This window comes from Lacinutrix mariniflava (genome assembly GCF_001418015.1).
Lineage (GTDB): Bacteria > Bacteroidota > Bacteroidia > Flavobacteriales > Flavobacteriaceae > Lacinutrix > Lacinutrix mariniflava.
Window position 1 is genome coordinate 143,354 of sequence record NZ_LIQG01000023.1, and the last position, 12,924, is coordinate 156,277.

Here is a 12,924-nt window from a genome sequence, read left to right on the forward strand (position 1 = left end):
ATTATAAAAACAATTTTTCTACTTGTTTAATAGACCTTGGTAAGCAACAAACTACAATATAATCACCTTCTTCAATTTTAAAACCTCCTAAAGCTATTAACCCTTTACCATCCCTAATAACTCCTCCAATAATTGCGGAACGAGGGAACGCTACATCTTTAATTTGTTGATTGCATATTTTAGAATCGCGCTTTACTCTAAACTCTAACAACTCTGCATTCATGTTGTTAAGCTTTGTCATGGCTACAACCTCTCCTTTTCGTATGTATCTAAAAATATTATTAGCTGCAAGTAACTTTTTATTTACTAGAGTATCAATACCTATAGATTGAGACAACTCGAAATAATCCATATTCTCAACTAAAGCAATGGTCTTTTTTACACCTTTAGATTTTGCAACTAAACAAGACATAATATTGGTTTCAGAATTTCCTGTTACAGAAATAAAAGCGTCCATATCTCCAATATTTTCCTCTTCTAAAAGCTCTACATTTCTACCGTCTCCATTAATGACCAATACTTTTTCAAGTTCATCGGCTAAATCTATTGCGATATCTCTATTTTTTTCAATTAATTTTACTTTAAACTGCTTAGCACTTAAATCGCGAGCTGCTTTATATCCAATTTTACTACCACCAAGAATCATAACATCCTTAATTGTAGAATTTGCTTTCCCTGTCATTTTACATAACTCCTCTCCTCCTCCTGCACATGTAATAAATACAACAGTATCACCTTCTTTAAATAATGTATCTCCTCTTGGTATTATTGTGTACTGTGTACCAAAACGTTGGATAGCGATAGGCACAAAATGAATTTCTGGAAAATATTTAGCAGCTTCTTTTACAGATTTACCTACAAAAGATGCAGTTCTGGCTAAGTTTAAACTCACCATTGCTAATGCACCATCTTCAAACTCGTAACTTTCATTAAAAGCAGAGCGGCTAAGAAGCAATTGAATTTCTGAAGCTGCAAGCGCTTCTGGAGAAATTAACTCATCTATTCCTAAACGTGTAAAACCAACCTCATCTTTGTGCGTTATAAATTCTGTATTAGAAATACGTGCAATGGTACGTTTAGAACCTAACTGCTTAGCCAAAACACAAACTGTAATGTTTGTGGTTTCAGACGCTGTAACCGCAATTACAAGATCGCTATTCTCAACTCTTGCATCTTTTAAAATGGCAATTGAGGTCGCGTCTCCTTTTAACACTTTTATATCTAAATGATTGTCTGCGTAAGAAAGACTTTCTTTATTGGTATCTATTAACGTAATCTCTTGCGATTCATAGGACAATAATTTTGCTAAATGAAATCCAACTTCACCAGCTCCAGCAATAATTATTTTCATTATTTATTTTATATAAAGGAAATGCAAAGATAATTAATTAATTCTTTGCATGTTTTTTAATGCTTGTTCATTGTATTATCTTTGAAAAAAAAATATTTTGACAAAAGTAAACCCTTACAAAGACAGTAATCTAGGTAAAAAGGAACAGGTTACAAAAATGTTCGATACCATTTCTGGAGAGTACGATGGCCTAAATCGTGTTATTTCTTTTGGTATAGATATTAAATGGAGAAAAAAAGTAGTAGAAATTATAAAGGCTACAAATCCTGAAATTGTTTTAGATATTGCTACTGGAACTGGTGATCTAGCCATAAATCTTGCTGAAACTAGCGCTACAAAAATTGTAGGTTTAGATATTAGTAGTGGTATGCTTGAAGTTGGAAAAACAAAAATTGCCGCTAAAAATCTGGACACTAAAATTGAAATGATTATTGGAGACAGTGAAAATATGCCTTTTCAAGACAACACCTTCGATGCTATCACTGTTGCCTTTGGTGTTCGTAATTTTGAAACATTAGAAAAAGGATTAAAAGATATTTTACGTGTTTTAAAACCAGGTGGAACTTTTGTTATTCTTGAAACTTCTGTACCAACAAAATTCCCTTTTAAACAAGGTTATAAATTTCACTCTAAAGTGATACTACCAACTGTTGGTCGTTTGTTTTCTAAAGACAAAACTGCATACAAATATTTAAGTGATAGTGCTTCTGTTTTTCCTTACGGTGAAGCTCTAAACAATATTTTACGTAATATTGGGTTTATAAATGTGAAAGATTTACCACAAACTTTTGGAGTGGCCACAATTTATACAGCATCAAAACAGTAACATGAGGAAACTAATTGCCCTATTTATATGTATTACAGCAAGCACTATGTGTTCTGCTCAACTTTTTACTAGAGAAAAAGTCCAGAATAATCAAAACATGGACAAACAATCCCTAAGTTGGGGCTATTACTTTGGTACTAACAATCTAGATTATAAAATAGACTATAACGATAATAAAGGCGATATAGAAACAATAAAAGCCTTTGGTTTTAACGTTGGTTTAGTTGGAGATATTCGTATTAACGATTATATTAACTTTAGACTCGAGCCCGGTTTAGTTATTTCTGCTAGAACGCTAAATTATCCCGAAACTTTTTTTGAAGGTATTCCTGCAGACGATTTAAACAAATCGGATTTTTTACGTGAAGTAAAATCTACTTACATCTATATTCCTTTATTAATGAGACTTTCTACAAAGCGCGTTAATAATATTAAACCTTATATTACTTTTGGTATTGCAACGTCTTTAAATTTATCTAGTAATGAAGAAAATCCTGAAGATAATAGTGGAGGTGAATTTAGAACAACTAAAAGTACACAGTTTTACGATATTGGTTTTGGTATCGACTTTTACTTAGAATGGTTTAAATTCACACCTTCTATTCGTGGTATTTTTGCTTTAAACGATGAGTTAGTAAAAGATGTCGACCCTAATAGTCCATGGACAGGAAATATTAATTCTATGAAAACGCGTGGGATTTTTATTAATTTTACGTTTAGGTAGATAAGAACAAACCCATCTACTTGAAATATTAAAATTAACCACGCCTAAACTCACTCAACAATACAGCAGTAGCTGTAGCAACATTTAAACTTTCAGTAGCCTGTAAATCGCCAAAACGAGGTATTGCAATGCGCTCTGTCACTTGTTTTTCTATAGCTTCAGAAATTCCATTCGCTTCATTTCCTAAAATTATAATGCCTGCTTTAGGCAATTCCCTTTTATATACATTTTTACCATCCATAAAAGCACCAAAGATTGGCATTTCAGCTTCAGCTAAAAAAGTATTTAAATCTAAATAATTAATGTTTACTCTAGTAATAGATCCCATTGTGGCTTGCACAACTTTTGGATTATAACAATCTACCGTTTCTTTACTACACACCAATTCTTTTATACCAAACCAATCGCATAATCTAATAATTGTACCTAAGTTTCCCGGATCACGGATGCTATCTAAAGCAACTATTAAACCTAAATATTTACTGTTTTTTGGTGTTGGTATTTTAAAAACTGCCAACGCCTTATTTGGTGTGGTAAGAAAACTAATTTTCTTTAGTTCGTTTTCGGTAATTAATGTTTCATTTTTAATATCACTTTTAAAAGACTCTGTTGTAAATAATAAATGTAACTCTAAAGAAGATTCTAAAAGTTCATTAATCACTTTTATACCTTCGGCAACAAAAAAACCATCAGCGATTCTATATTTTTTTTGTTTGAGACGCGTTATTAATTTTATTTGGCTTTTTGATAGCATTTAAAAAATGTATTTTTGAATCTTAAGTGATTCAAATTAAAAGTTTAGAGTCGAAACAAATCCTTTAAAAGACTGTTTAGTTGAAAATACAAGATTCAAAAATACTACTTATTATTTTAATTTTTGGTTTTCTAACCGCGTGTAACTCTGTTAGACGCGTACCTAGTAATGCACATTTATTAACTAAGACTTCTATTAAGGTAAACGGTAATAATGAGGAAAAAGAAGCTATAACTAATCTAATATACCAAAAACCAAACAGTAGCATTCCTTATACAAATATTAAAACTAGGCTTTATATTCATAATTTAGCAAGACCTAATTTAGATTCTGTTCTAAAAGCCAGAATTGCAAACAATCCTAAACGCACTGCAAGACAAATTAAATTTCTATCTAAAAAGCAATTTGATCAACGTTTACAAAACAAACTTAATTTTAATAATTGGCTAAAAAAAACTGGTGAAGCGGCCGTTATTGTAAACGACACCCTATCTAAAAAATCCATAAAAAGATTAGAGGACTATTATTATAACAATGGTTGGTTTGAGGTAAAAGCAGAATTTGAAACTATTAGAAACGATAACAAAAGAGCATCTGTTAATTACAAGGTTTCTACAGGTGAACCTTATATAATTGACTCTTTATCTACAAGCATCAAGACTCCAGTAATAGACTCGCTATACCAAAGTACATTAAGCAAATCTTTAATAAAAACTAAAACACAATACCGCACCAATAATTTTATAGATGAGCGCGACCGTATAACAGAGACACTAAGAAATTCTGGAGTTTATCACTTCTCCCAAGACAACATTTATATTGAAATAGATACTATTGGTAAAACTAAAAAAGTTAATATCGATTTACAGATAAGTGAAAAAGCAATAAGACTCCAAGACACAATATTATACGAGCCTTTTAAAATATATAAAGTAAAAGATGTAAATATTTACACTAACAGCGCTTTTGAAGATAAAGACAAGCCCGTTACAGATTCTACAACTTATAATGGCTATAACATATATAGCAAAGAAAAATTACGATACAGCTCTAAAATGCTAACTGATGCTATTTTTATTAAGCCAAATACTCTTTTTCGCGATAAAAATAAACCATTAACGTCAAGACGGATTAGTAATTTGAAGACTTTTAAATATCCTAAAATAGATTACATAGTAAATGATGCAGACACAACATTAACTGCTAATATCGCATTAACGCCATTAAAGAAATTTGGATTAGATTTTAGAGCAGAAGCATCGCAAAGTAACATACAAACTATTGGCTTCTCTTTAAACCCAAGTGTATTAATGCGTAATGTCTTTAAAGGAGCTGAAACACTTGAGTTATCTGGTATTGCCTCTATTGGAGCCTCTAAAGACGGATCGAACGAGCGCGATCAATTTTTTGACATTAATGAGATTGGTGCAAATTTAGGATTAACAATTCCGCGTATATTTTCTCCTTTTAATACTTCAAAAATAATTCCCAGTTCCATGTTTCCGTCTACAAAAATTAGTTTAGCAGCTACTAGCCAAACTAATGTAGGTTTAGACAAGCAAACAGCAACAGGAACTTTTAATTACAAATGGTTTCCAAATGATAAAGTAACAAACAAATTAGATATGCTTAATATTCAATTTGTAAAAAACTTAAATATTGACAACTATTTTAATGTCTACGAAAGCTCATTTAATACACTAAATGCTATTGCAGTAAACTCGGGATCTATTAGTGCCGGAGAACAGTTATCGCTTCCAGATGAAGCCAATCAGTTTATAGCAGATGTAATTAACGGAACAAATGCTATAAGTGCAGACGACTTACAAACTGTAAATTCTATAAATGAAAGAAAAGAAAGGTTAACAGAAGACAATCTTATACTAGCCACAAATTTTAGTTTTACTAAAGATAGGCGAGATAATTTATTCGATAATGATTTCTCAATTTTTAGATTAAAATTAGAGCTCGCGGGAAATGTTTTCTCAGCAGCTTCAAATATTCTAGGACTTCAAAAAAACAACAATAATAAATATGAGTTGTTTAATGTAGCATTTTCACAATATGTGAAAACAGAATTAGACTATGTTAAATATTGGGATTTAGGAGGGAAAAATGTGATAGCAATTCGCACCTTTTTCGGGATTGCAATTCCTTATGGAAACTCTACCAATATTCCGTTTTCTAAAAGTTTCTTTGGTGGTGGCGCAAACGATAATCGCGCATGGTCCGCTTATAATTTAGGCCCAGGAAGCACACAATCTGTAAACGAATTTAATGAAGCGAACATGAAAATTGCTTTAAGTGCCGAACAACGTTTTAATCTTTTTGGCGCCCTAAATGGTGCTTTATTTATAGATGCTGGGAACATATGGAACGTACTTGACGATGTTAATGATGATGCAGCAACGTTTAGCTCGCTTTCCTCGATAAAAGACATAGCTGTTGGCTCTGGATTTGGTTTTAGATACGACTTTAACTTCTTCGTATTAAGAGGAGATATAGGCTTTAAAACCTACGATCCATCTTATGGTGACGGCAACCGCTGGTTTAATGATTACAATTTCTCTAATGCAGCATACAACATAGGTATTAACTATCCTTTTTAGAGCCAAAAACACACCTTGATTATTTTAATATTGTTGGAATTGAAATTACTACTAATGCAAATTCGAGAATCAAACTACTCGTCTTTTACTACATCGTTTTCGCGGTTTTATAGATAAATTTCATAACAAATCTTCAAAATTTGTTTACTTTTGAATCTCAATTTTTAACTAAAACATTAGAAAAATGTCACATAATATTAAACCAGGAGTAGCTACTGGAAAGGAAGTTCAAGCAATCTTTAACTTAGCAAAAGAAAAAGGCTTTGCTTTACCAGCAGTAAACGTTATTGGCTCTAACACGATTAACAGTGTTTTAGAAACAGCTGCAGCTTTAAACGCTCCGGTAATTATTCAATTTTCTAATGGTGGTGCACAATTTAATGCAGGAAAAAGCCTAAGTAATGAAGGTGAAAAAGCAGCAATTGCTGGTTCTATTGCTGGTGCGAAACATGTACATTTAATGGCAGAGGCTTATGGAGTTCCTGTAATTTTACATACAGATCATTGTGCTAAAAAATTACTGCCTTGGATTGATGGTTTATTAGATGCAAGTGAACAATATTTTAAAGAGACTGGAAAGCCGCTTTATAGTTCTCATATGATTGATTTAAGTGAAGAACCTTTAGAAGAAAACATAGCTATTTGTAAAACATACCTTGAGCGCATGAGCAAAATGGGAATGACTTTAGAAATAGAATTAGGTATCACCGGTGGTGAAGAAGATGGTGTAGATAATAGTGATGTAGATGAGTCTAAACTCTACACGCAACCAGAAGAAGTTGCTTATGCTTACGAAGAATTAAGCAAAGTAAGCGACCAGTTTACAATTGCAGCTGCATTTGGGAATGTACACGGTGTTTACAAACCAGGAAACGTAAAATTAACTCCAAAAATATTAAAGAATTCTCAAGAGCACATTTCAAAAAAATATGGTGTTGAGCATAACCACATTGATTTTGTTTTTCATGGTGGATCTGGTTCTACTGAAGAAGAAATACAAGAAGCAATTGGCTACGGTGTTATTAAAATGAATATAGATACAGACATGCAATATGCCTTTATGACTGGTGTGCGTGATTATATGGGAGATAAAGTTGAATATTTAAAATCTCAAATTGGCTCTCCTGATGGTCCTGAATCACCAAACAAAAAATATTATGACCCTAGAAAATGGTTAAGAGAAGGTGAAGTTACTTTTGTTGAAAGATTAAAGAAAGCTTTCGAAGATTTAAATAATGTAAACACATTATAATATATAAAATATTATTTTTCAAATCCCATTCTAGCGCTGTTAGAATGGGATTTTTTATATAAAAAAACAAAGTCCTAAGATATAGCCACATCAAATGTTGAGTTGTATTGATAAAAATGGTAATTTTGCCATCTTGTGTTATCACAAAACCCGAAAACTAACTAATAGCAATTATTCTAGTTTACTCTAGAATTACAAACTAAAAACAGTAAATCAATATGGCTTGGTTTAAGAGAAAAGATAAAGGAATCCAAACTTCTACTGAAGACAAAAAAGACATCCCTAAAGGATTGTGGTATAAGTCTCCAACAGGTAAAGTTGTAGATTCTGAAGAATTAGCAAAAAATTTCTACGTAAGTCCAGAAGATGGCTATCACGTACGAATTGGAAGTAAAGAATATTTTGAAATATTATTTGATGATAATAAATTTAAAGAATTAGATAAAGATTTATCTTCTAAGGATCCTTTAAAGTTTGTAGACACCAAAAAATATCCAGACCGTTTAAAAGCTGCCCAAGAGAAAACCCAATTAACTGACGCTGTAAGATGTGCTGTCGGCAAGTCTAAAGGTAAAGACTTAGTTATTGCTGCAATGGATTTTGCTTTTATTGGTGGTTCTATGGGTTCTGTAGTTGGAGAAAAAATTGCTCGTGCCGCAGATTATGCTCTAAAAAACAAACTACCATTCATGATTATTTCAAAATCTGGAGGAGCAAGAATGATGGAAGCAGCGTTATCTTTAATGCAATTAGCTAAAACATCTGTTAAACTAGCTCAGCTTGCTGATGCTGGATTACCATATATATCGCTTTGTACAGATCCTACAACTGGAGGAACAACAGCTTCTTTTGCTATGTTAGGAGATATTAATATTGCTGAACCAGGTGCACTAATTGGTTTTGCAGGACCTAGAATTGTAAGAGATACTACTGGAAAAGAATTACCAGAAGGATTCCAAACGTCTGAATTTTTATTAGATCATGGATTCCTTGATTTTATTACATTACGTAGAGACTTAAAAAATAGAGTTAATCAATATATAGATTTGATTACCAATGCACCATTAAGAGCATAACATTTATTTAAATGGTATCACAGACCTCATTAGTTTCAAAAAAAACTGTGAGGTTTTTTTTATGCCTTTTTTAAATAAACAGTAAAAGATGTACCTTCATTAATAACACTTTTTACTGTCACTTTACCTCCTAAAGACTCAATTTGACTTTTTGTAACAAATAAACCTAGACCTTTAGAATCTATATTAGTATGAAACGTTTGGTATAAAGAAAACATTTTATCTCCATATAATTCTAAATCGATACCTAAGCCGTTATCTGTAATACTTATTAATACAAATTCATTTTCAACCTTTGTACTTAAAGTGATTTTACACTGCCTATCATCAGATTTATATTTTATCCCGTTTGATAAAAAATTAAGTAAAATACTATCCAAATAAGCCTCAATACCAATAACAAACAAAGAATTATCTACTTGGTTGTCAATAATACAATCGTGATATTTGGCTAAACCACTAACGTTATGCATAGCACTTGCAACAAACTTATTAAGGTTAATTGATTTTAGCTTAGACTCATCATATCTAGTCTCGCTCGCTATTTCATTTAAATGACTAACAGTGTTTTCTAAGTCATTAAAAGCTTCGTATAACATTGGTACATTTTCATAAGCCTTAAAATCTTCAATATCCTCTTCAACGAAATCTAATAAAGCCTTTAAATTACCCGCATGCGTTCTTAAGTTATGAGTAACGATATCAGAAAAATTAACTAATCGTTTATTTCTCTCTTTTATTATTTCCAATAATACTTTTTGCTCTTCCCTTGCGATAACCCTATCCGAAATATCACGTAATTGAGAAATAAAATATTTAGGATTATTATAGTCATCTCTAACTAAAGAAACAGATAGTTGAGCCCAAACTACCGATCCGTCTTTTTTAAAATAACGTTTCTTTATTTCATAGTTATCAATCTCATTATTCATTATTTTTTTTAATTCGTATAAATCATTTTCTAAATCTTCTTTAACAGTAATTTCTTGAAATGTCATACTCAATAATTCAGCTTCACTATACCCAAGCATCTCGCATATACTATTGCTAACCAATATCCACTCTCCTTCTAAACCAACAATCGCAATGCCATGATAACTATGGTCTAGGATATTAGTTAAAAAATTTACATCTAATGAGTTTATAATATTTTCCTTCATATAGCTATAAGCGGCTTATCATCGCTAAAAATAAAAAAAAACTATTACTTAGATTGATTAATTCCATGTTTTTGGGTCATCCTTTTTTTTAATATGTTATTCTTATAAAAAATATCTTGAAATAATTATTATTTACTATATTTGCGGCTCGAAAGACAAGCTTTCGTTTACATAACAATCATTTACAATAATATTAGAATGTATTTAACAAAAGAAGCTAAAGAGGAACTCTTTAAAAAACACGGTAAAAACGCAAAAGATACTGGTTCTGCAGAAGGACAGATTGCAATATTTACACAAAGAATTGAGCACTTAACACAACACTTAAAAAGTAATCGTAAAGATTATAATACAGAGCGTTCGTTAGTAATGTTAGTAGGAAAAAGAAGAAGCCTGCTAGATTACTTAACTAAGAAAGATGTCTTAAGATATCGTGCTATAGTAAAAGAATTAGGATTAAGAAAATAATCTCAATATAAAGACCACGCCAAACAGCGTGGTTTTTTAGTATATAATAACTCGATTTGGAAGAGTCTAAACACCAAAATTGAAGAAGCTAATTATAGTTTTTCATTGGACACTACTACTACACAACACAACTACCAATGTTTAACAAAATTCCGATTGAGAAACTAAATCGTCGGTATTAGAATTAAAACTTATTTATGATTCCAAAAGTATTTAAAGAGGTCATAGACCTTGGAGATGGTAGAGAAATCACTATCGAAACCGGAAAATTAGCAAAACAGGCACATGGTTCTGTTGTTGTAACATCGGGAAAATGTATGATGTTATGTACAGTTGTTTCCAATTACGAACAAAAAGATCTTGGTTTTTTACCGTTAACGGTAGATTATAGAGAGAAATTTGCAGCTGCAGGTCGTTATCCAGGTGGTTTCTTCAAGAGAGAAGCAAGACCAAGTGATGGCGAAGTGTTAACTATGCGTTTAGTGGATCGTGTTTTACGTCCATTATTCCCTAAAGATTACACAGCAGAAACGCAAGTAATGATACAGTTAATGTCTCATGACGAAAACGTTATGCCAGACGCTATGGCTGGATTAGCAGCATCAGCAGCTATTCAATTATCAGATTTCCCATTTGAATGTGCTATCTCTGAAGCAAGAGTTGGACGTATTAATGGAGAATTTATTATCAACCCAACGAGAGCACAATTAGCAGAGTCTGACATCGACATGATGATTGGAGCTTCTGCCGATTCTGTAATGATGGTTGAAGGTGAAATGGATGAAATTTCTGAAGACGAAATGGCTGACGCTATTAAGTTTGCACACGAAGCGATTAAAGTACAATGTGCTGCACAGTTAAGATTAGCTGAAGCATTCGGAAAAAAAGCCGTTCGTGAATACGAAGGTGAAAGAGTAGAAGCTGATTTATCTAAGAAAATTCATGACATGGCTTATGATAAGGTTTATGCAATTGCAAAAGCTGGATCTTCTAAGCATGAAAGAACTGCTGCTTTTAAAGAAATAAAAGAAGATATTAAAGCTTCTTTTTCTGAAGAAGAAACTGCGGATTATGGTGGATTAATTTCTGATTACTACCGTAAAGCTGAGAAAGCTGCAATTAGAGATTTAACTTTAGATGAAGGTTTACGTTTAGATGGTCGTAAGACTGACGAGATTAGACCAATCTGGTGTGAGGTTGATTACTTACCATCTACGCATGGTTCTTCAATCTTTACTCGTGGAGAAACTCAAGCATTAGCTACAGTAACTTTAGGAACATCTAGAGACGCAAACAAAATAGATATGCCATCTTACGAAGGTGAGGAGAATTTCTATTTACATTATAACTTCCCTCCTTTTTGTACAGGTGAAGCTAGACCAATTCGTGGAACTTCTCGTAGAGAAGTTGGACATGGTAATTTAGCACAACGTGGTTTAAAAGGAATGATTCCTGAAGATTGTCCTTACACAGTACGTGTTGTTTCTGAGGTTTTAGAATCTAACGGTTCTTCTTCTATGGCAACTGTATGTGCAGGAACTATGGCTTTAATGGATGCAGGTGTACAAATGATAAGACCAGTTTCTGGTATTGCAATGGGATTAATTTCTGATGCAGAATCTGGAAAATACGCTGTATTATCTGATATTTTAGGTGATGAAGATCACTTAGGAGATATGGATTTTAAAGTAACTGGTACTGCAGAAGGTATTACTGCTTGCCAAATGGATATTAAAGTAAAAGGATTAAGCTACGAGATTTTAGTGAATGCACTAAAACAAGCTAGAGATGGTCGTTTACATATCTTAGGTAAATTAACAGATACTATTTCTACTCCAAATGCAGACGTTAAAGAACATGCACCAACAATGGTAACAAGACGTGTTCCTAACGAATTCATTGGTGCTTTAATTGGACCTGGAGGAAAAGTAATCCAAGAGATGCAAAAAGAAACTGAGACAACTATCGTTATAAACGAAGATCCAGTGACTGAAGAAGGTATTGTAGAGATTTTAGGTGTTGGTAGAACAGGTATTGATGCTGTTATGGCAAAAATAGATGCTATCTTATTTAAACCTACAGTTGGCAACACATACGAAGTAAAAGTAATCAAGATGTTAGATTTTGGTGCTGTTGTTGAGTATATGGATGCTCCAGGAAACGAAGTGTTATTACACGTAAGTGAATTAGCATGGGAACGTACAGAAAATGTAACTGACGTTGTAAACATGGGTGACGTTTTTAATGTGAAGTATTTTGGACTTGATCCAAGAACTCGTAAAGAAAAAGTATCTCGTAAAGCATTATTAGAAAAACCTGAAGGTTATGTTGCAAGACCACCAAGAGATGATAAACGTTCTGGTGGACGTGATAACAGAGGTTCTCGTGACAATAGAGGTCGTGATGACAGAAAACCAAGAGAGCCAAGAAAAGAAGATTAATTCTTTTAAACACTCTTAATATATTAGAAAAGCCCAACAGAAATGTTGGGCTTTTTTTTATTGTCTTCTTTTATTCCATTGTAAAAGCAACCCAAAAGTGAAGGCGATATCGATAGAATTAATATTTGTTTGAAGTTGCAATCCAATTGAGAAGCTATCACCACTTTTAAATCTCAACTTTATCGCTAAAGGAACACCAAGATAAAAAACGACCTTTCTTCTGAAACTCCATTTGACTTAAAAGTAAAATAGCCTAAGCCCAA

10 protein-coding genes are annotated in these 12,924 nt (G+C 32.4%); 7 read left to right on the forward strand and 3 right to left on the reverse strand.

Annotated elements, in window-relative coordinates; translation table 11 throughout:
- Position 1: 1 nt before the first annotated feature.
- Positions 2–1,351 carry a Trk system potassium transporter TrkA gene (gene trkA, locus ASC44_RS06435; protein ID WP_055446791.1) on the reverse strand — a complete coding sequence of 450 codons (1,350 nt, stop codon included), beginning with the start codon at positions 1,349–1,351 and terminating at the stop codon, positions 2–4.
- Between the two features lie 97 nt (positions 1,352–1,448).
- Between trkA and ubiE the strand changes: the two genes are divergently transcribed.
- Both ubiE and porT read left to right on the forward strand, forming a co-directional pair.
- Complete coding sequence (ubiE, locus tag ASC44_RS06440) at positions 1,449–2,177, forward strand: bifunctional demethylmenaquinone methyltransferase/2-methoxy-6-polyprenyl-1,4-benzoquinol methylase UbiE (RefSeq protein WP_055446792.1); 729 nt, start codon at positions 1,449–1,451, stop codon at positions 2,175–2,177.
- Position 2,178: 1 nt separating this feature from the next.
- Positions 2,179–2,901, forward strand: a complete 723-nt coding sequence (gene porT / locus ASC44_RS06445) for a type IX secretion/gliding motility protein PorT/SprT (RefSeq protein ID WP_055446793.1) — start codon at positions 2,179–2,181, stop codon at positions 2,899–2,901.
- A 34-nt stretch (positions 2,902–2,935) separates the two neighbouring features.
- On the opposite strand, the gene ASC44_RS06450 is transcribed toward porT, so the two are convergent.
- Positions 2,936–3,655, reverse strand: coding sequence for an RNA methyltransferase (locus ASC44_RS06450; RefSeq protein WP_055446794.1), 720 nt, complete (start codon positions 3,653–3,655; stop codon positions 2,936–2,938).
- Between the two features lie 80 nt (positions 3,656–3,735).
- On the opposite strand from ASC44_RS06450, the gene tamL reads away from it, so the two are divergent.
- The 3 genes from tamL to accD all read left to right on the forward strand — a co-directional run bounded on the left by tamL (position 3,736) and on the right by accD (position 8,592).
- Entirely contained in the window at positions 3,736–6,264 is a 2,529-nt protein-coding gene (gene tamL, locus ASC44_RS06455; protein WP_055446795.1) for a translocation and assembly module lipoprotein TamL, read from the forward strand.
- 184 nt (positions 6,265–6,448) lie between these two features.
- The gene (fbaA, locus tag ASC44_RS06460) at positions 6,449–7,516 is read left to right on the forward strand and encodes a class II fructose-bisphosphate aldolase (RefSeq protein WP_055446796.1); all 1,068 of its coding nucleotides are present in this window, start codon (positions 6,449–6,451) and stop codon (positions 7,514–7,516) included.
- A gap of 218 nt (positions 7,517–7,734) precedes the next feature.
- Complete coding sequence (gene accD / locus ASC44_RS06465) at positions 7,735–8,592, forward strand: acetyl-CoA carboxylase, carboxyltransferase subunit beta (protein WP_055446797.1); 858 nt, start codon at positions 7,735–7,737, stop codon at positions 8,590–8,592.
- 59 nt (positions 8,593–8,651) lie between these two features.
- Here accD and ASC44_RS06470 read toward each other — a convergent pair whose 3' ends face one another.
- A complete protein-coding gene (locus tag ASC44_RS06470) occupies positions 8,652–9,752 on the reverse strand; it encodes a sensor histidine kinase (protein WP_055446798.1) in 1,101 nt (366 codons plus the stop codon).
- A gap of 198 nt (positions 9,753–9,950) precedes the next feature.
- On the opposite strand from ASC44_RS06470, the gene rpsO reads away from it, so the two are divergent.
- Both rpsO and ASC44_RS06480 read left to right on the forward strand, forming a co-directional pair.
- Positions 9,951–10,220, forward strand: a complete 270-nt coding sequence (gene rpsO / locus ASC44_RS06475; protein WP_055446799.1) for a 30S ribosomal protein S15 — start codon at positions 9,951–9,953, stop codon at positions 10,218–10,220.
- A gap of 197 nt (positions 10,221–10,417) precedes the next feature.
- Entirely contained in the window at positions 10,418–12,661 is a 2,244-nt protein-coding gene (locus ASC44_RS06480; protein WP_055446800.1) for a polyribonucleotide nucleotidyltransferase, read from the forward strand.
- The last annotated feature ends 263 nt before the right edge of the window (positions 12,662–12,924 follow it).

Bases quoted from the DNA above. Each gene is read 5' to 3' on its own strand.
- ASC44_RS06450 (WP_055446794.1), bottom strand. From the start codon at position 3,655: ATGCTATCAAAAAGCCAAATAAAATTAATAACGCGTCTCAAACAAAAA.
- ASC44_RS06470 (WP_055446798.1), bottom strand. From the start codon at position 9,752: ATGAAGGAAAATATTATAAACTCATTAGATGTAAATTTTTTAACTAAT.
- trkA (WP_055446791.1), bottom strand. From the start codon at position 1,351: ATGAAAATAATTATTGCTGGAGCTGGTGAAGTTGGATTTCATTTAGCA.
- rpsO (WP_055446799.1), top strand. From the start codon at position 9,951: ATGTATTTAACAAAAGAAGCTAAAGAGGAACTCTTTAAAAAACACGGT.
- porT (WP_055446793.1), top strand. From the start codon at position 2,179: ATGAGGAAACTAATTGCCCTATTTATATGTATTACAGCAAGCACTATG.
- ASC44_RS06480 (WP_055446800.1), top strand. From the start codon at position 10,418: ATGATTCCAAAAGTATTTAAAGAGGTCATAGACCTTGGAGATGGTAGA.
- fbaA (WP_055446796.1), top strand. From the start codon at position 6,449: ATGTCACATAATATTAAACCAGGAGTAGCTACTGGAAAGGAAGTTCAA.
- accD (WP_055446797.1), top strand. From the start codon at position 7,735: ATGGCTTGGTTTAAGAGAAAAGATAAAGGAATCCAAACTTCTACTGAA.